We start from the raw sequence: 23,480 nt of genomic DNA on the forward strand, positions 1-23,480 counted from the left end.
TAATCGTTCCCGGCGCGCATTTCGCGCGGTCGGATCGCGGTCCGCGGCACGGATCGCACGGGCTGTGTTCGGCGCGCGCCGATGGGGTCGGTAACGATGGGCATACGCGCGTTCGATGATCATGGGGGCGGGGAGCATCGAGGCGGGTTTGCGGCGACAACAGGCAGGGTGAGGCTTTTCCATGGTTCGGTCGGTCGGGCAGCGGTATGACGACGCGCGTGCTGCGGTGTGCGCGTGACCGAGCGCAGCGAGGGAGCCATGTTACAGCCCGCCTGGGGCATGATGGAGCCGAGCGCCAGCGAGGTGGAGTCATGACCCGACCGGCACGCGTTCGGCCGACCCGAACCAGGCGATCCCGAGTCACCACCCTCCCGCAGCTGATGGCGACGGCCGTCGAGGCGAACCCGAGCGGCATCGGTGTCGCCTTCGCCGACGCCACCGGCACGCTGACGGAACTGAGTTACGCCGAGCTCGATGATCGGTCGACCCGGCTGGCCCGACTACTGATCGGCCGCGGCATCGGGCCCGAGGACCTGGTCGCGGTCGGTATCCCACGGTCGATCGAATCGGTGGTCGCGGTCTGGGCGGTGGCCAAGGCGGGCGCAGGCTTCGTGCCGGTGGATCCGAACTATCCGGCGGACCGGGTCGAGCATATGGTCGCCGACTCCGGCGTGGTCTTCGGACTGACCGTCGCCGCGGTGCGGGGCGAGCTGCCGGACCGGCTCGACTGGTTGCCGATCGACACCGCCGACTGCGCGCGGCTGCTCGAGGAGTTTCCCGCCGACCCGGTGACCTATATCGATCGGGTGCGGCCGTTGCGGGCCGAGCACCCCGCCTACGTGATCTATACGTCGGGATCGACCGGCAAGCCCAAGGGCGTCGTCATCACCCAGGCCGGCCTGTCCAGCTTCTGCGACGAGCAGCGCGAGCGGTATCGGGTGACGAGTGATTCGCGGACTTTGCATTTCGCGTCGCCGTCGTTCGATGCCTCGGTGCTCGAGTTGCTGCTCGCGATCGGCGGCGCGGCCACCATGGTCATCGTGGCTCCGACGGTGTTCGGCGGCGAGGAACTCGCGGCGCTGATCCGCCGGGAGGGCGTGACGCACGCGTTCATCACACCTGCCGCGCTGGCATCGGTGGACCCGGCCGGGTTGGACGAGTTGCGCGTGGTGGTCGCGGGCGGCGAGGCCTGCCCGCCGGAGTTGGTGCGGCGCTGGGCGGCACCGGTCTCCGGTAGACGGATCCGGGAGTTCTTCAACGGGTACGGGCCCACCGAGACCACGATCATGACGAATATCAGTGCGCCGCTTGCCCCGGACGCGCCGGTGACCATCGGCGGGCCGATCCGCGCGATCACCGAATACGTGCTCGACGAGCAGCTGGTGCCGGTGGCCGGTGCGGCCGTCGGCGAGCTGTACATCACCGGCGCGCAGCTGGCCAGGGGATATCACGACCGGGCCGGGCTGACGGCGGCTCGTTTCGTCGCGAATCCGTTCGATGCCAACGGCTCCCGGCTGTACCGGACCGGCGACCTCGTGCGCTGGACGGATTCTGGTGAACTGGAGTATCTGGGCCGCAACGACTTCCAGGTGAAGATCCGTGGCTTCCGGATCGAGCTCGGTGAGATCGATGCGGTGCTCGCAGCGCACGAGACCGTCGATTTCGCGGTCACCGTCGGGCACGATCTCGACAGCGGCGCAACGATTCTCGTCTCCTACGTGCACTCCGCGCCCGGAATGGACGCCGACGCCGCCGAATTGGCCGCCGTCGCCGAGCGGAGCCTGCCCGCGCACATGGTGCCGACGGTGGTCATGGTGCTGGCCGCGATCCCGCTGACTCCGGTCGGCAAGCTGGATCGGGCCGCGCTGCCCTCGCCACGCCTGCAGACCAAGGTGTTCCGCGCGCCGGTCGGCCCGCTGGAGGAGCTGGTCGCCGATGTCTTCGCCGAGCTACTCGGGCCGGGCGCCCCGGTCGGTGCCGACGACAACTTCTTCGAGCTCGGCGGCAACTCGCTCATCGCGACGCAGGCCGCCGCCCGGCTCGGCGCGGCCCTCACCGCGCGGGTGCCCGCGCGACTGATCTTCGAAACGCCGACGGTCGCCGGGCTTGCCGAGCGGATGGAGTCGTTGAAGGGCGCCGGTGATCGGCGCGCGCTCGCGCCCACCGAACGGCCCGAACACATTCCGCTGTCGCTGGCGCAGCAGCGGATGTGGTTCCTGAACCAGTTCGATACCGCGTCGGCGGCGAACAACATTCCGTTCGCCATCCGGCTGTCCGGCTCGTTGGATGTGTCGGCGCTGCAGGCGGCGATCACCGATGTGATCGAGCGGCACGAGACGCTGCGCACCGTGTACCCGGCCATCGACGGCATCGGCTACCAGGTGGTTTTGCCTACGGCACAGGCGGTTCCGGACCTGGCGCCCAAGCCGCTGGCCGAGCACGAGCTGGCGGACTGGTTGCGTGGATTCGCGCTGACCGGCTTCGATGTCGCCGCCGAGGTGCCGCTGCGCATCGCGCTGGCCGAGCTGTCGCCCAGTGCGCACGTGGTGGTGGTTGTGGTGCACCACATCGCCGCCGACGGTGCCTCGGTCGCGCCGTTCCTGCGGGATCTGCTCGGCGCCTTCCTGTCTCGCCGCAACGGCGCCCCGCCCGCGGTGCCGCCGCTACCGGTGCAGTACGCCGACTACACGCTGTGGCAGCGTGAGGTGCTCGGCGACGAGAACGATCCCGATACGGTGGCCGCCGCGCAGATCGCGTACTGGCGCAACGCCTTGGCGGGCATCCCGGATCGGGTCGAACTGCCCGCGGACCGGCCGCGCCCGGCGGTAGCCACCGGCGGGGGCGCGGAGTACACCTTCGACGTCACCGCCGACGTGCATCGCGGGCTCATCGAGCTCGCCCAGCGTGCGGGCGCCTCCGAATTCATGGTGGTGCACGCCGCGTTCGCGGCCCTGCTGGCCCGGCTCACCGGCACCGACGACATCACCATCGGCACGCCTGTCGCGGGTCGTGGCGAGCGAGAGCTCGACGGGCTGATCGGCATGTTCGTCAACACCTTGGTGTTGCGCACGCCGATCGATCCCGGCGCCTCGTTCGTCGACCTGCTCGCCGCCACCAAAGAGACGGACCTTGCGGCGTTTTCGCATGCCGAGCTGCCGTTCGAGCGGCTGGTCGAGGTGCTCGACCCGGTGCGCTCGCAGGCGCACCACCCGCTGTTCCAGGTGGCGCTGTTCTTCCAGAACATGAACAGGGCGCAGGTCGAGCTGCCCGGATTGTCCGCGCAGGCGGTCGAATTCGACGGCGCGGTGGCCAAGTTCGATCTGCAGCTGACGGTGGTGCCCAAGGCCGAGCAGGGTTTCTCGGCGCAGTTCCTTTACGCCACGGATCTGTTCGACGAGGCGACGATCGCGGAATTCGCGCAGCGCTTCGAGCGGCTGCTCGTCGCGGTGGTCGCCGACCCGGACCACGCGGTCGGTGAGATCGATCTGCTGGCACCGGCGGAGCTGGCGCGGATTCTGGTCGGCTGGAACGAGACCCGGCACTCGGTGGCGCCCGAGCTGCTGCTCGACGGATATCGGCGGGCGGCGGCCGCGCATCCGGAGGCCGTCGCGCTGGCCCACGAGGGCGCGACGCTCGCCCACCCGTCGCCCGACCACCACCCCTCATCGAGTCGCTTCGCGACGTTGACGTATCGCGAGTTCGATGAGCGGGTCAATCAGCTTGCTCGATTGTTGATTTCGCAGGGTGTTGGTGCGGAGTCGTTGGTGGGTCTGGCGATTCGGCGTTCGCTGGATCTGGTTGTCGGTATGTATGCGATCGTGACTGCCGGTGGTGCGTATGTGCCGTTGGATCCGGATCATCCGGCCGAGCGGATCGCCCACATCCTCGACACCGCACAGCCGACCTGCGTGGTGACCACCTCGGCGGACGCGATCGAAGTGCCCGCCGGTACCGCGGTGCTGACCCTGGATACGGTCGACACCAGTGCTTTCGACGGTTCTCCTGTGCGCCAGGAGGAACTGCTCCGGACGGTGCTGCCGCAGCACCCCGCCTACGTCATCTTCACCTCGGGCTCGACCGGGCGGCCCAAGGGCGTTGCGGTGTCGCACGCGGCGATCAACAATCAGATCGAATGGATGCTGGCGGAGTATCCGCTCGGTGCCGACGACGTGTACTTGCAGAAGACCGCGACCACCTTCGACGTGTCGCTGTGGGGCTTCTTCATGCCGTTGCGGGTCGGCGCGAAGCTGGTTGTCGCTACCCACGACGGTCACCGCGATCCCGTGTACGTCGCGGAAACCATTGCCGCACAGCGAGTCACGGTCACCGACTTCGTGCCGTCGATGCTGACGGTGTTCGCCGCGCACACGGCTGCGGGTGCCTGCCCGACACTGCGGGACGTCTTCGTGATCGGCGAGGCCTTGCCGCCGGAGACCGTCGCCGCGTTCCGTGCGGTATCGCAAGCGCGGGTGCACAACCTGTACGGCCCGACCGAGGCCGCGGTCTCGGTCACCTACTGGCCCGCCGACGGTTCGGATACCCGCTCGGTGCCGATCGGGTTGCCGCAGTGGAACACCCAGGTCTACGTGCTGGATGCGCGGCTGCGCCCGGTGCCCGCCGGAGTGCCCGGTGAGCTGTACCTGACCGGTGATCAGCTGGCGCGTGGGTACGTCCGGCGTCCCGACCTGACCTCGGATCGCTTTGTCGCCGACCCGTTCGGCTTCGGCGAGCGCATGTACCGCACCGGCGACCTGGTGGTGTGGCGCGACGGCACCGCCGGTCGCTCGCATCGGCTGGATTACCTGGGCCGCACCGACTTCCAGGTCAAGTTCCGCGGCCAGCGCATCGAACTCGGCGAGATCGAGACCGCGCTGCTCGCCCAGCCTTCGGTGAACCAGGCGGTGGCGCTGGTCAGCCAGTCGACGCTGGGCGATCAGCTGGTGGCCTACGTTGTTGCCGCGCCGGGACATTCGGTCGAGCAGCCGGAACTGCTCGCGGCGATCGCGGAAACGCTGCCCGCCTACATGATTCCGACCGCGCTCGTCGCGTTGGACGCCTTCCCGCTGAACCCCAGCGGAAAGCTGGATCGCAAGGCGCTGCCCGAGCCGACCTTCACCGCGCGCGAATTCCGTGCGCCCGCAACGCCGGTCGAAGAGATCGTCGCCGAGGTATTCGGTGAGGTGCTCGGACTGGACCGGGTCGGCGCCGACGACGACTTCTTCGCCCTCGGCGGCAACTCGCTGATCGCCACCCGGCTGGTGGCCCGGCTCGGTGCCGCGGTGGACGCCAAGGTGCCGGTGCGCACGCTGTTCGAGACGCCGACGGTGCAGTCGCTGGCCGCCGCGATCGAATCCCGGACCCACGACGAGCGCGGCATCCTGCTGGGCAGCATCGCCCGGCCCGAGCAGTTGCCGCTGTCGCTGGCGCAGCGGCGGATGTGGTTCCTCAATCGCTTCGACCAGTCCGACGACGAGGCAGCCGGTTCGGCCGCCTACAACCTGCCGTTCGCCCTGCGGCTGACCGGTGCGCTGGATGTCGCGGCGCTCGGCGCGGCCCTCGACGACGTGGTGAGTCGGCACGAGGTGCTGCGCACCGTGTACCCCGAGACCACCGACGGGCCGGTGCAGGTCGTGCTGCCCGCGAGCCTGGTCAACCTGGACGTCACCGCCCATCCGGTGGCCGCGGCCGAGGTGCCCGGCGAGGTGTACGCCTTGGCGTCGACACCGTTCGACGTGACCGACGAGGTGCCGGTGCGCGTGCGGCTGCTCGAAATCGTCGACGGCACAGCGGGACCGGACTATGTACTCGCGGTGGTGGTGCACCACATCGCGGCGGACGCGTCCTCGATGGGCCCGCTGGTGCGCGACGTGATGGTGGCCTACGCCGCGCGAACCACCGGCGAGGCGCCCGGCTGGAATCCGTTGCGGGTGCAGTACGCCGACTACGCGCTATGGCAGCGGGCCGTGCTCGGCGACGAGACCGATCCGGAATCGATTGCCGCGCAGCAGTTCCTGTTCTGGCGCAAGCAGCTCGCGGGTCTGCCGGACCTGCTGGAGTTGCCGACGGACCGTCCTCGTCCCGCGATCGCGTCGATGGCGGGTGCGCGGGTGGACGTGCGGATCGATGCCGCCACCCACGCCGGTCTCGTGGAACTCGCTCGCGCGCATGGCGCAACGCTGTTCATGGTCGTGCACACCGCGCTTGCGGTGCTGCTCGCCCGGCTGTCGGGCACCGGCGATATCGCCATCGGCACCCCCGTGGCCGGTCGCGGCGAGCGTGAGCTCGACGACCTGATCGGCATGTTCGTCAACACCGTCGTCTTCCGGGCCACCTTCGACGGCGGCGAAGCGTTCACCGATGTGCTTGCGCGGCAACGCGATACCGACCTGCAGGCGTTCGCGCACGCGGACATTCCGTTCGAGCGCCTAGTGGAGGTGCTCAACCCGCCGCGCTCGACCGCGCATCATCCGCTGTTCCAGGTGGGGTTGTCGTTCCAGAACATCGCGCGGGCCGCGCTCGAACTGCCCGGTCTCGCGGTGTCGGGGCTGGACGCGGATCTGGCTGTGTCGCAGTTCGATCTGCATCTGATCGTGGGCGACAGCTACGACGAGTCCGGCGCGCCCACCGGCATCGGCGGGTTCTTCACCTATGCGACAGATCTTTTCGACGCCGCGACCGTGCAGAGTTTCGCCGACCGACTGTCGCGGATCTTCGCCACGGTCGTCGCCGACGCCGCGACAGCGGTCGGCGAGATCGACCTGCTCGCGGCCGACGAACGTGACGCGGTCCTGGTGCGGTGGAACGACACCGCGCATCCGGTCGATACCGCCGCGACGCTGCCGTGGTTCCTGCAGCGGGCGGTGCTGGCCGCGGCACCCGAGGCCGTCGCCGTGGTGGCCGACCTGCCCAACGGCGCCCGGCACGAGCTGAACTACGTCGAGCTCGACACCCGAGTGAATCGTCTTGCCCGGTACCTGATCTCGATCGGCGTCGGACCGGAAGCCCGGGTGGCGCTCGCCTTCCGCCGTTCGGTGGACCTGGTCGTCGCGATGTACGCGGTCGCCAAAGCCGGTGGCGCGTATGTGCCGGTCGATCCGGACCAGGCCGCCGACCGCACCGACTACATCCTCCGGACCGCGGCACCGGTCTGCGTGCTGACCAACGCGGACGCGGACTTCGACACCGAGGTCGCGCCCCTGGTACCCATCGACGAGCTCGTGCTGGGTTCCTTTGCGAGCACGCCGCTCTCGGATACCGAGCGCGTCGCGCCGTTGCGGCCCGAGAACACCGCGTACGTGATCTTCACGTCGGGCTCGACCGGCCGCCCGAAGGGCGTTGCGGTCTCGCACGCCGCCATCGCCAATCAGTTGCAGTGGAAGACAGCCGAATTCGGGCTCGCCGACGACGATGCCGTGCTGCTCAAGACGGCCGCCACCTTCGACCTCTCGGTCTGGGAGTTCTGGTCGGCGGTGGTCTGCGCGGGCAAGCTGGTGATCGCCGCGCCGGACGGGCACCGTGATCCGGCCTACCTCAACGACCTGATCGCCAGGGAAGCGGTGACGACGCTGCACGTCGTCCCGTCCATGCTGGACGCCCTGCTGGTGCACACCGGCACCGAGGCCACGTCGGAACCGTCGCCGCTGCGGCGCGTGCTCGCCATCGGTGAGGCGCTGCCCGCCGCGCTGGCCCAGCGGTTCCTGACGGCGCACCCGGAGGTGGTGCTGGCCAACCTGTACGGCCCGACCGAGGCCGCCGTGTCGATCACCCGTCACCGGGTGACCGACGCCGACCAGAGCTCCGTGCCGATCGGTACACCCGAGTGGAACAGCCAGGCGTACGTGCTCGACGGTCGACTCCGTCCGGTGCCGATCGGCATCTCCGGCGAGCTGTACCTGGCGGGCGGTCAGCTGGCCCGCGGCTACTTCGGTCGCGCCGACCTGACCGCGGATCGGTTCGTGGCCAACCCGTTCCAGCCCGGCACCCGCCTGTACCGCACCGGCGACCTGGTGGCCTGGAACCGCGTCGGCGAACTGGAGTACCAGGGCCGCACCGACTTTCAGGTGAAGATCCGTGGTTTCCGGATCGAGCTGGGTGAGATCGAGGCCGCGTTGCTGGCGTTGCCCGAGGTCGCGCAGACCGCGGTGGTTGCCAAGTCCGATCCCAAGACCGGTGATCGCCTGGTGGCCTATCTGGTCGCCGACGAGCCGGGCACTCCGGCCGGGCTCGCCTCTTCGTTCGCCGTTCAGGCCGCTGCCTTCGCCGCGCAGGCCGCCGCCGAGGCGGGGGTGCCGGATGAGGCCGCCGGTCTCGATGTGGCACAGGTGAAGTCGGCACTGAGCGCGGCGCTGCCGTCGTACATGGTGCCGTCGGCGTTCGTCGTGCTCGATGCGTTGCCGTTGAACGTGAACGGCAAGCTGGATCGAAGGGCGCTGCCGGAGCCCGAATTCGAGGCGCTGGTGTTCCGTGCGCCATCGACGCCGATCGAGGAGATCGTGGCATCGGTGTACGCCGAGGTGCTCGGTGTCGAACGGGTCGGCGCCGACGATGATTTCTTCGCACTCGGCGGCAACTCGCTGCTGGCCACCCAGGTCGCGGCCCGCATCGGTGCCGCGCTCGATTCACGGGTCCCGGTGCGCGCTCTCTTCGAGGCGTCCACCGTCGCCGGACTCGCGGTCAAGGTCGAACACACCACGAGCGAGCACACGCGCAACCCGCTCGTCGCCCAGCCGCGCCCCGACCACATTCCGCTGTCTTCCGCCCAGCAGCGGATGTGGTTCCTCAACCAGTTCGACACCGCCGCCGCCGTTTACAACATCCCGGCCGCCATCCGCCTGTCCGGCGACCTGGATGTCGATGCGCTGCAGCAGGCTGTCGCCGATCTCGTCGCGCGCCACGAGATCATGCGCACCGTCTACCCGGAGACCCTGGCGGGTCCGGAGCAGCGAGTGCTTGCGCCACACGAGGTTTCGGTGGATCTGGCACCCGCGCAGATCGGTGAGGAACGCGTCGCGCACGAGGTGCAGCGCATCGTCTCCGCCGGTTTCGACGTCACCATGGAGGTGCCGTTCCGCGCCAGGCTGTTCCAGCTCGCGGGCAGCGAATACGTTCTGGTGTTCGTCGCGCACCACATCAGCGCCGACGGCTGGTCGATGGGCCCGCTCACCCGGGACCTGATGCTGGCCTACGCCGCTCGTAGCGGCGGCGAGGCGCCGTCCTGGGCGCCGCTGCCGATCCAGTACGCCGACTACGCGCTCTGGCAGCGCAGCGTGCTCGGCAGCGACGACGATCCCGAGTCGCTCGCGGGCGCGCAACTCGCTTACTGGACAACCGAACTCGCCGACCTGCCGGACGAGCTGAGCCTGCCGGCCGACCGGCCGCGTCCGGTGGCGCAGAGTTTCGCGGGCGGCAAAACGGATTTCGTCGTCGAGGCCGACGTGCACGCCGCGCTGGTCGGATTGGCCAAGCAGCACAACGCGACCCTGTTCATGGTCGTGCACACCGCGCTCGCGGTGTTCCTGGCCCGGATGTCCGGCACCGAGGACGTCGCCATCGGCACCCCGATCGCGGGCCGCGGCGAGGCCGAACTCGACGACCTGATCGGCATGTTCGTCAACACGCTGGTCCTGCGCACCCGGGTCGCGGCCGATCTCGGCTTCACCGACCTGCTCGCCGCGAACCGGGAGACCGACCTGCGGGCCTTCGCCAACGCGGACACCCCGTTCGAGCGGCTGGTCGAGGTGCTCGATCCGGAGCGTTCCTCGGGTCGGCACCCCCTGTTCCAGGTGGCGCTGTCCTTCGAAAACCTCGCTGCGACAAGCTTCGAGCTGCCCGGCCTGAACTTCGCCGCGCTCGATCCGGCGGCCGACACCGCCAAGTTCGATCTGCTGCTCACCATGCGCGAGCAGCGCACCGAAGCGGGCGCGGAAGCCGGGCTCGCCGCCGAATTCACCTATGCCCGCGACCTGTTCGATGAGCAGACGGTCTCCGAGTTCGGCCGCCGCTTCCGCGGCATCCTGGCCGCCGTCGCGCAGGAGCCCGGCACCGCGGTCGGCGACCTGGAGATCCTGGACGAGTCCGAGCGCGCCGATCTGGTCTCCCGGGCGGGGGCCGAGGCCGCCGCGCCGCGCAGCCTGCCCGAGCTGATGGCTTCCGCGGTTACCAGGAACCCCACCGGTGCCGCTCTCGTCGTTGGGGGCCGATCCTTCAGCTACGTCGAACTCGACGCCGCCTCTTCGCAATTGGCGCGTACGTTGATCGATCGCGGTGCAGGCCCTGATGTCCTGATCGCGCTGGCGATCCGGCGGTCGGTGGAGTCGCTGCTCGCGCTGTGGGCGATCGCCAAGACCGGGGCGGCGATCGTGCCGATCGACCCGACCTATCCGGCCGACCGGATCGCGCACATGGTGGCCGATTCCGGTGCGGCGCTTGGTGTCACGCTGACCGCCGAACTCGGCGGCCTGCCAACGATGACGGGTGGCAGGCCCTGGTTCGTGCTCGATGATCGCGACTTCACCTTCGACGTCGCATCCCGGTCGGACCGCCCGATCAGCCTCACCGAACGCCACGGCCCGATCCGCAGCACTAACGCCGCGTACGTGATCTACACGTCGGGCTCCACCGGCCTGCCCAAGGGCGTGGTGGTCACTCACGCCGGTCTGGCCAACTTCAGCGCCGAGCAGGTGGAGCGGTACGAGCTCGACCAGACCACGCGCGCACTGGGTTTCGCGTCCCCGTCGTTCGACGCCTCGATGCTGGAGCTGCTGCTCGCGCTCGGCTCGGCGGGCGCGCTGGTGGTCGCGCCGCCGCAGACCTTCGGCGGCGACGAACTGGCCGAGCTGATCCAGGCCGAAGGCGTGACGCACGCCTTCCTCACCCCGTCCGTGCTCGCCTCGCTCGACCAGGACGCGCTGTCCGGCATGCGGGCCATCGTGGCCGGCGGCGAAGCGGTGCCCGCCGACCTGGTCGCCAAGTGGGCCGGTGCCGAGAACCGCCGCTTCCACAACGGTTACGGGCCCACCGAGACCACGATCATGACCAACATCAGCGACCCGCTGCGCCCGGGCGAGCCGGTGACCATCGGCGGCCCGATCCGCGGCATGCGTTCGCTGGTGCTCGACCGCAGGCTGCGCCCGGTGCCCGAAGGTGTTGCGGGCGAGCTGTATCTGGGCGGCATCCAGCTGGCCCGCGGCTACCACGCCAGGCCGGGCCTCACCGCGGCTCGGTTCATCGCCGACCCGTACGGCCTGCCCGGCGAGCGGCTCTACCGCACCGGCGACGTCGTGCGCTGGGCCCGGGGCGCGGGCGATCCGGTGGTGGAGTATGTGGGGCGCAACGACTTCCAGGTGAAGGTGCGTGGCTTCCGGATCGAGCTCGGCGAGATCGACGCCGCGCTCGCCGCGCAGCCGGGCGTCGAGTTCGCGGTCACCCTCGGCCGCGAATCCGGGGCGGGCGCAACGATGCTCGTCTCCTACGTGCTGCCTGCCAAGGGCAGCACGCTCGATGTCGCGGCACTGACCGAACAGCTCGGCAGCACGCTACCGGAGTACATGGTGCCGACGGCCATCGTGGTGCTGGACGAGATCCCGCTGACACCGGTCGGCAAGCTGGACCGGCGCGCACTGCCCGAACCGGCCATCGAGACCACCGCGTACCGCGCGCCGCAGACTATGGCCGAGCTGACCATCGCCGAGGTGATCGGCGAGGTGCTCAATATCGAGCGGGTCGGGCTCGACGACGACTTCTTCGCCCTCGGCGGCGACAGCATCGTCTCCATCCAGGTGGTGTCGCGCTGCCGCGGCCGCGGCGTGACCTTCACGCCGCGTGACGTTTTCGAGTCGCGCACCGTCGCCGCGCTGGCCAAGGCCGCCGTGGTCGAGGACGGCCCGGGCGACGAGTCCGGCGACCTGCCGCTGACACCGCACGCGGCGCGCCTGCTCGAAACCGGCGTCGAGGTGCGCGCCATCGCGCTCGATGTGCCGGAGAGCTGCGCCGTCGAAGCGGTACACACCGCGGTCGGCAAGGTGCTCGACCAGCATCCGATGCTGTGGGTGCGACTGGACCGCGAGGGCGACACCCCCGTACTGCGGATCCCGCCCGCCGACGAACGCACCGGCGAGGCGTTCCGCCGCCTCGACGCGCAGCACGGCGAAACCACGCTGCCCATCGACGATGTGGTGCAGGCCGCCGCGGCGGCGCTCGATCCCGAGCAGGGCCGCAACATCCACTTCGTGCTGACCGGTGGGCCCGAGGGTCGCTCCACGCTGATCGTCGTCGCCAACGGTCTTGTCGTGGACGACATCTCGTGGCGCACCATCGTCGATCAGCTGACCGCGGCCTGGAGCCGCGGCAGGCACGCCGCCCCCGCCGCGCCGGAATCCGGCCTCGGCGTGCTCATCCGCGCGCTCTCGGCCAAGGCGCACGATCTGCGGACCGTCGGCGAGTTGGGCTGGTGGGAGCGGGTTTTGGCGACCGTCCCCGAGGGCACGGTGGCCGATGGGCGCGATCTGCGGGCGCGCAGCCGAGTCTCGCTGGCCATCACCGCGGAGGGCGCTGCCGCGGTCGCTGCTGCCGCTGCGGCCTATCACGCCACCGTGGACGACGTGCTGCTCACCGCGGTCGCGCTGGCGCTGCAGACGTCGGCGGGCGAACCCGTCACGCGCGCACTCGGTTCGGTGATCCGGCTGTCCGCCGACGAGCGGTCCGCGACCGACGCCGACGAGAACATGGTCGGCGGCTTCACCACCGAATACCCACTCCCGTTGCGGCTCACCAGGATCGACGCCGACGACGCGCTCGTCGGCGGTCCCGCCGCGGGTGCCGCGCTCGCGCAGATCAAGGAGCTGCGCCGATCGGTGCCCTCGCAGGGCGTCGGCTACGGCCTGCTGCGCTACCTCAACGCGGATACCGCCGCCGACCTGAGCGAGCTCGGCCGTGGCCGGTTCGCGCTGCGCTACCGCGATCTGCGCCCGGCGCGGGTGCACACCGACACCATGGCCGAGGACCTGCTGCTCGATCTCACCGTCGACGCCGCCGACGACGGCCTGGTCGCCCGGTTCGACTATGCCTCCGCCGCGTTCGCCGGTGACGCGGTGAAAACCTTTGCCGAGCACTGGATCTACGCGCTCGGCGGGCTGGCCGAGCACGGCCTGCGGGCGGACGGCGTCACCTTCACGCCGTCGGACTTCACGCTGGTCCGGCTGAAGCAGCCCGACATCGACCGCCTCACCACCACCTACCCGAACCTCACCGACGTGTGGCCGGTGACGCCGCTGCAGTCCGGCATGCTGTTCCACGCGCTGCTCGCCGAGTCCTCGGTGGACGTCTACACCACCCAGTTCGTGCTCGACCTCGGCGGCGACGTGCACCCGGGGCGGATGCACGCGGCCGCGCAGGCCGTGCTGGACCGGCACGACAACCTGCGCGTCGCCTTCGCCGAGGACGCCGCGGGCAATCCGCTGCAGATCGTGCAGGATTCACTCGAAGTGCCGTGGCGGCTCATCGATCTCGGCCAGCTCGAGCCCGACGCCGCGGCCCAGGAACTGGCCGATATCAAGGCGGCCGACCTCGCCGATCACTTCGACATGCGGACCGCGCCGCTGCTGCGGTTCGCGCTGATCCGCTCGTCCGCCGACGCCTTCCACCTGCTGGTGACCAGCCATCACATCCTGATCGACGGCTGGTCGATGCCGCTGCTGATGAAGGACCTGCTGACGCTGTACGCGCTCGGCGGCAATTCCCGGCACCTGCCCAAGGTGCCGTCGTATCGGGGCTACCTGGCCTGGCTGGTCGCCCAGAAGGCCGACGCGGCCCGCGAGGCCTGGCGTACCGCGCTTACCGGTATCACCGAGCCGACGCCGCTGGCACCGGTCGATCCCGGCCGTGAAATCTCCGCTGGGGTAGGCGAAGTCGGCTTCGAGCTGGCGCAGTCCGACACCACCGCGCTCACCCGGCTCGCGTCGGGGCTCGGCGTCACGGTGAACACGGTCGTGCAGGCGGCCTGGGGTCTGCTGATCGGCCGTAGTGTCGATCGTGACGATGTGGTGTTCGGCGCCACCGTGTCCGGCAGGCCGCCGCAGCTGGACGGCGTCGAGAGCATGGTCGGGCTGTTCCTCAACGCGATCCCGGTGCGGGTGCGCCTCGGCGCCACCGACACGCTCGGCGGGCTGCTGCGTCAGCTGCAGGGCGAGCAGGCCGGACTGCTGGATCACCACTACCTCGGGCTGAGCGATATCCAGGAAATCATCGGCGTGGAAGGGCTTTTCGACTCCCTCGTGGTGTTCGAATCGTTCCCCGTCGACCGGGACGGCCTGGACAAGGCCAGCGATATCGACGGCCTGAGCGTCACCGGCGTCGGCGCGGTCAACGGCACCCACTACCCGCTCACCATCATGGTGGTGCTGGACAGTCAGCTGCGGGTGTCGGTGAAGTACCTGCGCGACCTGTTCGACGAGGCGGCGGCACAGGCACTCGCGCAACGGCTTTCGGCGTTGATCCGTCGTTTCGTCACCAACCCGCAGGCGCGCATCGCCGATATCGACGTGCTGCTCGACAGCGAACGCGCCGTGCTCGCCGCCCGCAACGCCACCGAAGTGCCGGACCTACTGGACGATTCGACGCTGCTGACGCTGTTCGACGCGCAGGTGGCACGCACGCCGGACGCTCCCGCGCTGCGCTACGGCGACGTCACGCTCAGCTACGCCGACCTCGACCTGCGCTCCCGGGCGCTGGCCGGGGAGATCGCCCGGTGGGGCATCGGCGCGGAATCGCGGGTCGGCGTGGCGATGCGGCGCGGGATCGACCTGGTCGTGACCATCTACGGCGTGCTGCGGGCCGGCGCGGGCTACCTGCCGATCGACCCGGATCACCCGTCCGAACGCAACGAGTACGTGCTGGCCAGTGCCAACCCGGCCTGCGTCTTGACCACCAGCGCCGATGCCTTCGTGACCGATACCGACATCGCGGTCGTCGCGGTGGACACGCTCTACCTGCCGTTGGACGCGGTCTCGTTCACCGACCCCGACGTGCACCCGGACAACGTCGCCTACGTCATCTACACCTCCGGTTCCACCGGCCGCCCCAAGGGCGTGGTGATCACGCACCGGCAGATGGTCAACCAGTTCCGCTGGGCGCAGTGGACCTACCCGCACGATGCCGGCGACGTGGTGCTGCACAAGACGCCGATCACCTTCGACATCTCCACCTGGGAACTGTTCTGGCCGTTGCAGACCGGCGCCTCGATAGTCGTCGCCGAACCGGACGGTCATCGCGATCCGGCGTACCTGGCCGAGACCATCGCCGAATATGGCGTCAGCACGGTGCATTTCGTGCCGTCGATGCTGGACGCGTTCCTTGGTCCGGAGTCGAGGGAGTTCCCGAGCCTGCGTCGGGTCTTCGCCGCGGGCGAGGCGCTCACCGCGGAGACCGTGGCCGCCTTCTCCGCCGCCCTGCCGGACATCAACCTGGTGAACTGGTACGGGCCCGCCGAGGCGACGGTGGTCACCGACTACCCGGTGGACGACACTGCCGCACTGACGGTTCCGATCGGCACGCCGGTCGCCAACACTCAGGTGCATGTGCTCGACCGGCAGCTGTGCCCGGTGCCGCTCGGTGCCGCGGGCGAGCTGTACCTCGCGGGCGTCCAGCTGGCTCGTGGGTACCTCGGTGCCCCGGCCCTCACCGCGGAGCGTTTCGTCGCGCACGAGGGCGGTACGCGCCTCTATCGCACCGGTGACATCGTCCGCTGGCGCGACGGAGCACTGGAGTACTTGGGCCGCAGCGACTTCCAGGTGAAGCTGCGCGGCCAGCGGGTCGAGCTCGGTGAGATCGAAACCGTGCTGCTCGCCCTCGATTCGGTGCGGCACGCCGCCGTCTCACTGGTCAGCGGTACCGCCGGGGACCGGCTCGTCGCCTACCTGGTCGCCATGCCGGGGGAGACCATCGACCAGACCGCCGCTCTGCTGCACGCGCGTGGTTCGCTGCCGTCCTACATGGTGCCGTCGGCGTTCCTGGTGCTGGATGCGTTGCCGCTCAACGCAAGCGGCAAGCTGGACCGCAAAGCGCTGCCGGTTCCGGAGCTGGGCGCGCGTCCGTACCGGCCGCCGACCACCCCGCTGGAGCGGACCATTGTCGAGGTCTTCGCCGAGATCCTTGGCGTCGACCGGGTCGGGCTCGACGACGACTTCTTCGATCTGGGCGGCAATTCGCTGGTCGCGACCCGCGCGGTCAGCCGGTTGCGCACGCTCACCGGCGCCGAGGTCCGGGTGCAGTGGTTCTTCACCGACTCCACCTCGGGCGCACTGGCCACCCGCATCCTCGCCGCGCTGGCCGGTGACCACGACTACGACCTCGACTCGAACGCCGCGCTCGGCGTGCTGCTGCCCATCCGGACCAGGGTGCCGCACGATATGGCCGCCGCCGAGCCGCTGTTCTGCATCCACCCGATGTACGGATTGTCCTGGTGCTACGCCGGTTTGGCCCGCTACGTGCCTGCCAGCAGGCCGATCTTCGGTCTGCAGTCGCCCGCGCTGTCGGAGGACGGCTACCTGCCCGCATCGCTGGCCGAGATGGCCGCCCGGTACGTCGCGGAGATCCGCGCCGTGCAACCGCAGGGTCCGTACCGGCTGCTCGGCTGGTCGCTCGGCGGTGTGCTCGCGCACGCCATCGCGACCGAATTGCAGGCCGCGGGTGAACAGGTCGCGCTGCTGGCCATGCTGGACAGTCATCCCGACATCGACGTCACGGACTTCCGCGCGGCGATCCGCGAAGCCCTGAGCGAACTCGGCATCGGCGCGGATGCCTTGCTGCCCAGCGACGGCGACATCCACGACCTCAGCGACGAGGCGCTCGCCGCGCTGCACGCCACCATCCCGCCGGACATGGCCGTGCTCACTCCTGAGCGGGTGCACCGGATCTACCGCAGCGCGGTGCGTTCGGCCGAGCTCATCGCCGAGCATCGGCCGGAGGTGTTCCACGGCAGGCTCGATTACTACAGCGCGGCAGGTCACGACACCGCGGCAGCGGGCTGGCAACCGTTCGTCGATGGTCGGGTGGAAGATCACCCGATCGGTGTCACGCACGATCAGATGACCACGCCGGAGGCGCTGGCCGAGATCGGTCCGAGCCTGTCCGACCTGCTCGATCCGCGGGCGCACTAGGTGCGGCCGCGCGCATTCGCGGATCGCTGGTGCTTCGCGCTGCGAAGGTGGGTCGGGCGCGCGAAGATCGGGGTTGCTCAGGCATGATGGGCAACGCCGAGGTAACGATCACCTCTTTTGCCACGACTCCATACCCCGTATGGTCTGCCGTGGTGTGTTCAGGGCATCCACCGCAGCGCGCGTGGGGAATGCAGATGGAATCTCGAGACGAAGCGAAGGTGCGAAATTGATACGTCGACAGACCCGGCGCAGCGGCCTGCGTGCCGCCGCGGCGATCGCGGCCACTGCGGTCCTTGCGGGAGTGATGACCGGCCTCGGCGTAACGACAGCCACTGCCGCTGACCCGATCATCGATGGCAAGAGCCTGCTCGCCAACCCGACCTCGCCCGACGGCTCGAAGATCACCAAGGCCGAATACAAGGACACACGCAACATTCGGCTGTACGTGTACTCGGCGGCGATGGACCAGAAGGTCATCATCGACGTCCAGCGCCCGGCCGACGCCTCGGTGCCGCGCCCGACCCTGTACCTGTTGAACGGCGCGGGCGGCGGCCAGGACGACGCCTCCTGGCAGGCGAAGACCGATGCGCTGGCGTTCCTTTCGGACAAGAACGTCAATGTGATCCAGCCCATCGGTGGCAAGTGGAGCTATTACACCGACTGGATCAAGGACGACCCGACGCTCGGGCGCAACAAGTGGAAGACCTTCTTCACCGAGGAGCTGCCGCCGCTGGTCGACGGCGCGCTCGGCACCAACGGCGTGAACGCGATCGCGGGCCTGTCCACCTCGGGCACCACCGTGCTCGCGCTGCCGATCGCCAAGCCCGGCCTGTACAAGGCGGCCGCGGCCTACAGTGGCTGCGCCCAGACCAGCGACCCGGTCGGCTCGGAGTTCGTCAAGCTCACCGTCGAGACCTGGGGTGGTGGCGACACCAACAACATGTGGGGCCCGCAGGGTTCGGCGGACTGGGTGGCCAATGATCCGTATGTGCATGCCGAGGGCCTGCGCGGACTGGACCTCTACATCTCGACCGGCAACGGTCTGCCCGGCCAGTACGACACCCTCGACGGCAAGTACGCGCTCCCCGGCGCCTACGGTCTGGCCAACCAGATCATCATCGGCGGCGTGATCGAGGCGGGCACCAACTTCTGCACCAACAACCTCAAGGGGAAGCTGGACTCGCTGGGCATCCCGGCGACCTACAACTTCCGCAACACCGGCACCCACTCGTGGGGCTACTGGCGTGACGAGTTCCAGCTGTCGTGGCCGGTGCTGGCCCGCGGCCTGGGCATCTGACCGGGAGCATCAGGCGACGACTGATTTCATGAGCACATGGGTAACTCGCCGGGTACGGGCTGACCCGGCGAGTTGCTTTTCCGCCGGACGCCAACGTCAGTCTTAACGCACCTGAGTCTGGCCTGAAGTCGCGGAGAGGCGGGGGAGCCTGGCTTTTACGGGTAGGGCTAACGAAAAAGTTCGGGAACCCGTAAAATCTTGTTCTGTGAGTACCACCCTGGCAGAGTCCGCTAGATCTGCGTCCCAGCGGGCCCGTGCGGCCAGCCTCTTGCTCGGCCCTGCCTTCGTGGCGGCGATCGCGTACGTCGACCCCGGCAACGTGGCGTCGAATATCAGCGCGGGCGCGAAGTTCGGGTACCTGCTCGTGTGGGTCATCGTGATGGCCAACGTGATGGCCGGTCTGGTCCAATTCCTTTCGGCCAAACTGGGATTGGTGACCGGCATGTCGCTGCCGGAGGCGGTGCGGGCCCGGTCGAGTCGCACGACCCGGCTGGCCTACTGGGGCCAGGCCGAGACCGTCGCGATGGCCACCGACCTCGCCGAGGTGGTCGGCGGCGCGATCGCGCTCAACCTGCTGTTCCAGCTGCCGCTGCTGCTCGGCGGCGTGATCACCGGTGTGGTGTCGATGGGTCTGCTGCTCGTGCAGGATCGGCGTGGGCAGAAGCCGTTCGAGCGAGTGATCACCGGGCTGCTCGCCGTGATCGCGATCGGCTTCCTCGCCAGCCTGTTCATTTCACCGCCCTCGGTCGGCGGCACCCTCGGTGGACTGTTGCCCAGGTTCCAGGGCGCGGAGAGCGTGCTGCTCGCCGCGGCCATGATCGGCGCCACGGTCATGCCGCACGCGGTGTACCTGCACTCCGGCTTGGCCAGGGATCGGCACGGTCACCCGGCGGTCGGCCCGATGCGGGTTCGGCTGCTGAAGATCACCAAGATCGACGTGGTGCTCGCGATGGTGCTGGCGGGCACGGTCAACTTGGCGATGCTGCTGATGGCCGCAAATACGTTGCGCGACCGCGAGATCGAAACACTGCAAGACGCACACACCGCCGTAGGCGACGCGCTCGGCCCGGTCGCGGCACTGCTACTCGCCATCGGCCTACTGGCCTCCGGCCTCGCCTCGACCTCGGTCGGCGCCTACGCCGGCGCGATGATCATGCAGGGCCTGCTACGCCGCCACATCCCGATACTGGTGCGCCGGGTGATCACCCTGATCCCGGCGCTCGCCATCCTCGCCGCAGGCATCGATCCCACCCGAGCCCTGATCATCTCCCAGGTAGTGCTGTCCTTCGGCATCCCCTTCGCCCTGATCCCCCTGGTGCGCTTCACCAGCGACCGAGTCCTGATGGGCAACGACGTCAACCACCGCATCACCACCGCCCTGGCCTGGCTGATCGCCGCCATCATCTCAGCCCTCAACATCGTCCTGATCTACCTGACAATCACCGGCGCCTGAACCCGAACAGCCCGCCGACAACAGCGCCGACTCCGTGAATCTCCCCGTATATCACCAGATTTCACCGCACCGGCGCTCTCGGACCACCCTCACGGCCCGATCATCACTCCAGAACCCGGCCGCTCACCCTTTGTGTAAGCCGGACACCCGGTGTAGCGGGTGTGCAGGTTAAACAACGGGTGAGCACCTTCCAATTCGCCACGCGGGCAGCGGAATCGGCACCCTGTATCGGGTTCGCGCACCCGGATCAAGACCCTACTGCCGGGTCGATGCCGAGAAAGGGTGCGGATCGGTGCTCGAAACCGGGAACACACCCGCCCCGAGCGCCCAGCGCCCCACCTCACCAAGCCGAACCCAGAATCTGCGCACTCTCTCGTGACCTGCACTGGGGCGAATTCCGAGAAAGAGTGCGGATCCGCAATCGAACCGGGAACACACCCCGCCACGAGTGCCCAGCCCCCACCCCACCAAGCCGAACCCAGAATCTGCGCACTCTCTCGTGACCTGCACTGGGGCGAATTCCGAGAAAGAGTGCGGATCCGCAATCTAACCGGGAACGCACCCCGCCACGAGTGCCCAGCACCCCACCTCACCAAGCTGAACCCGGAATCTGCGCACTCTCTCGGGACCTGCACTGGGGCGAATGCCGAGAAAGAGTGCGGATCCGCAATCGAACCGGGAACGCACCCCGCCACGAGTGCCCAGCACCCCACCCCACCAACCCGAACCCAGAATCTGCGCACTCTCTCGGGACCTGCACTGGCTTTAGGGCCCTATTCCGAGTGCCGATCCCGAGACGGAGTGCAGATCCTGGGGACACCGACTCGGGCAGCGCCTCGCGGGTCTGATCGGGCATCGAAACCGCCGCCGACCACCCGCTCTTGTCCAAAGCGCTTGTTACGCAACCACAGCCAGATGACCACCTCAGCAACGCGACATCGCGCGCCTGACGTGCACCTAAAGCCGGGTACGGCACACGACGCGCCCAGCACTACTCACGGGAAAATGTGGATAGGTCTTCAGCTTCTCTGAGCTGTCCACGTGCGGAGGTCTAAGAAGCACTTGCCCGGATAGGTGCACTATTCCGAGGGTCTCTGGGTGTACTGGTTCGGGTTGGTGTGCTGAGAGATCTCCGGTGGTGTGCTGTCCCAGAGGTTTTCGACTGGTTCATCGGATGACCGGAGTAGTGCTGAGCACGTCAGGTGGGGTACCCGACCTTCTCTTCCGCAGCCTCTGATGGGCAACGCCTGTGTTCCAGCGTGAGGACTGGCTGTGGTCCGGTTGAAAGATGCTGGGGAAAACGAGGCGAGTCAAAGGGTTGTTGGGTGGCATCGAGTCGAGTCAAATGGTTGCTGTTGAAGATCGTTTAGCGACCATATGACTCGACTCGAATATGGCGTCTGCGTTGCTGTCTGGGCCTCAGACCCAGTTCTCGATCCAGTACTTCCAGATCAGTGGGGCGTAACCGGCCAGTGGTGGCACCTTGATGTCGGTGCCCTTGAGGGCGGCGGTGGTGTTGCGGCAGTCGAACCAACAGGTGAATTCGCTGTGCTCCAAGATGTCTCGGGGGACGCCGACGCGGGGGAGGACCCAGCTCGCGCCGGGCACCTGCAGCACCATGTCGAGTGCGCGCTTGGGCATCACCTCGACCAGGTGTGGTGCGCCTGCCTCGTCGGCGAACAGGTTCAATGCCTCGGCCACGCTTTGCCGGCGCGGGTCGACCAGGTGGTAGGTGGTGGCGTTCGAGCCCGGTTGGTGCGCAAGATGATCCAGCGCGCGAGCCACGAAATCGACCGGGACCATGTTGGTTTCGCCGAGCTTGGGCACTAGCACCGGCAGGATTCGCGGCAGCTGCGCGCCCATCCGGAGCAGCCGGAAGAAGTAGTAGGGGCCGTCGATTCGGTCGATCTCGCCGGTTCTGGAATGGCCGATCACGATCGACGGGCGGTAGATCCGCCAGGGCAGTGCGGCACCACGGACGATCCGTTCCGCCTCGAACTTGGCTCGCTGCGTCGGCGTGGCCAGCACCTGGCCCTCGTCGAACATGTCCTCGGTGAACAGACCCTCCGACGAACCGGCCACCTCCACCGTCGAGACGTGATGCAGCAGACCGGCTTTCAGGGCTTCGGCGACATCGACCAGATGCCGGGTGCCGTCGCTGCGTTCGGCGAGATCATAGCTGGACGCCAGATGGAAGACATGATCGATCGAGCCGCGATGCTCGGCCAGCCACGCCGGATCGATACCTAGACCAGGCGCACCGAGATCGCCGGGCACCGGCCGCACCCGATCCGCCGCACCCCACTCCCGGGCGCAGCAGGTGAACCGGTCGGCGGACTCAGCGCCCGGCCGCACCAGCACATGGATGATCCCCTCGCGTTTCAGCAGCTCGGGGACGAGGAACCGACCGATGAACCCAGTTGCCCCGGTAACCAGGTAGCCCATAGCGGAGGAGCTTAGCTCTGTGCCGCCTCTCCGGGACTTTAGGCCAGACACGCGCGCGTTGAATGTCGCGTTGGCGACCGGCGGTGAGGTGGTGGGTTGAGTTAGCCCGTACCCGATGAGTTACCCATGTCGTCGCGAAATCAGTTGGCTGGTCCGCCTCTCCGCGACTCCAGGCCAGACTCGTGTGCGCTGATCGTGACGTTGGCGACCGGCGGTGGCGTGGTGGGTTGGGTTAGCCGGTGCCCGGCGAGTTACCCATGTGCTTGCGAAATCAGTTGTCGCCTTGGTGGAGTCTCGGGCGGACGATCAATCTTCGAATACCGGCTTGCGCTTGGTGAGCATGGCGGTTGCGCCCTCGAGGAAGTCGGGAGACGTCAAAAGTTCGGCCTGGCCGGACTTTTCGGCTGCGAGGGCTGGGTCGAGGGAGGTCAGGGTTGCTTGGTTGAGGGCTTGCTTGGTGAGTTCGAGGGCGCGGCGGGGGCCGGTGGCGATCTTCGCGGCGGCGGCTTCGACCCTTGCGTCGAGTTCGGCTTCGGGGAGGACCGCGGTGAACAGGCCTGCCTGTTTTGCGGCGGGGGCGGGGAGGCGCTCGCCGAGCAGGGCCATCTCCGCGGCGAGGGGGCGGCCTGCCGCGGCGGCGATCATGGCGGCCGCGCCGCCGTCGGGCATCAGGCCGATGTTGATGAAGGCGAGCAGGAGGTAGGAGTCCTCGCTGGCGTAGACCAGGTCGGCGGCCAAGGCGACGGCGACGCCGACGCCTGCCGCGGCGCCCTTGACGCGGGCGATCACCGGGACCGGACAGTCGACGATCGACTTCACGAAGCGGTTCGCGACGTCCATCGTCATATCGGGGGTGATGCCGCGTTGCGCCTCGCGCACGGTCGCCGAGAGGTCGGCGCCGGTGCAGAAATCGCCGCCGTCGCCGGTCAGTACGATCACGCGCACCGAGCGATCCGCGGCGGCCGCTATGAAGGTGTCGCCGAGGGCGAGCATGGTGTCGTAGTCGACGGCGTTCTTGCGCTTCGGGTTGGTGATGGTCACCCGCAGCACCTTGCCGTCGTGCACCGCCGTAAACCGCGGCTCGGGCGCGGCAGGCGCCGCGGAATCGGTATTGCTCATGACTCCGCCTCGC

Annotated in this window: 5 protein-coding genes; 3 read left to right on the forward strand and 2 right to left on the reverse strand. The window is 68.7% G+C overall.

Annotated elements, in window-relative coordinates; genetic code table 11:
• Positions 1-311: 311 nt before the first annotated feature.
• The 3 genes from ACIBK2_RS08815 to ACIBK2_RS08825 all read left to right on the forward strand — a co-directional run bounded on the left by ACIBK2_RS08815 (position 312) and on the right by ACIBK2_RS08825 (position 19,903).
• Entirely contained in the window at positions 312-17,153 is a 16,842-nt protein-coding gene (locus ACIBK2_RS08815) for an amino acid adenylation domain-containing protein (RefSeq protein WP_396965169.1), read from the forward strand.
• A gap of 304 nt (positions 17,154-17,457) precedes the next feature.
• Positions 17,458-18,450: an alpha/beta hydrolase gene (locus ACIBK2_RS08820; RefSeq protein ID WP_396965885.1), complete on the forward strand. Its 993-nt coding sequence runs from the start codon at positions 17,458-17,460 to the stop codon at positions 18,448-18,450.
• 217 nt (positions 18,451-18,667) lie between these two features.
• Complete coding sequence (locus ACIBK2_RS08825) at positions 18,668-19,903, forward strand: Nramp family divalent metal transporter (RefSeq protein WP_396965887.1); 1,236 nt, start codon at positions 18,668-18,670, stop codon at positions 19,901-19,903.
• A 1,419-nt stretch (positions 19,904-21,322) separates the two neighbouring features.
• Here ACIBK2_RS08825 and ACIBK2_RS08830 read toward each other — a convergent pair.
• Together ACIBK2_RS08830 and ACIBK2_RS08835 are read right to left on the reverse strand one after the other, a co-directional pair.
• A complete protein-coding gene (locus ACIBK2_RS08830) occupies positions 21,323-22,348 on the reverse strand; it encodes an SDR family oxidoreductase (protein WP_396965171.1) in 1,026 nt (341 codons plus the stop codon).
• Between the two features lie 306 nt (positions 22,349-22,654).
• Positions 22,655-23,467: an enoyl-CoA hydratase-related protein gene (locus ACIBK2_RS08835; RefSeq protein ID WP_396965173.1), complete on the reverse strand. Its 813-nt coding sequence runs from the start codon at positions 23,465-23,467 to the stop codon at positions 22,655-22,657.
• Positions 23,468-23,480: the final 13 nt, after the last annotated feature.

The organism is Nocardia sp. NPDC050175, assembly GCF_044459885.1.
In the GTDB taxonomy this organism is placed as follows: domain Bacteria; phylum Actinomycetota; class Actinomycetes; order Mycobacteriales; family Mycobacteriaceae; genus Nocardia.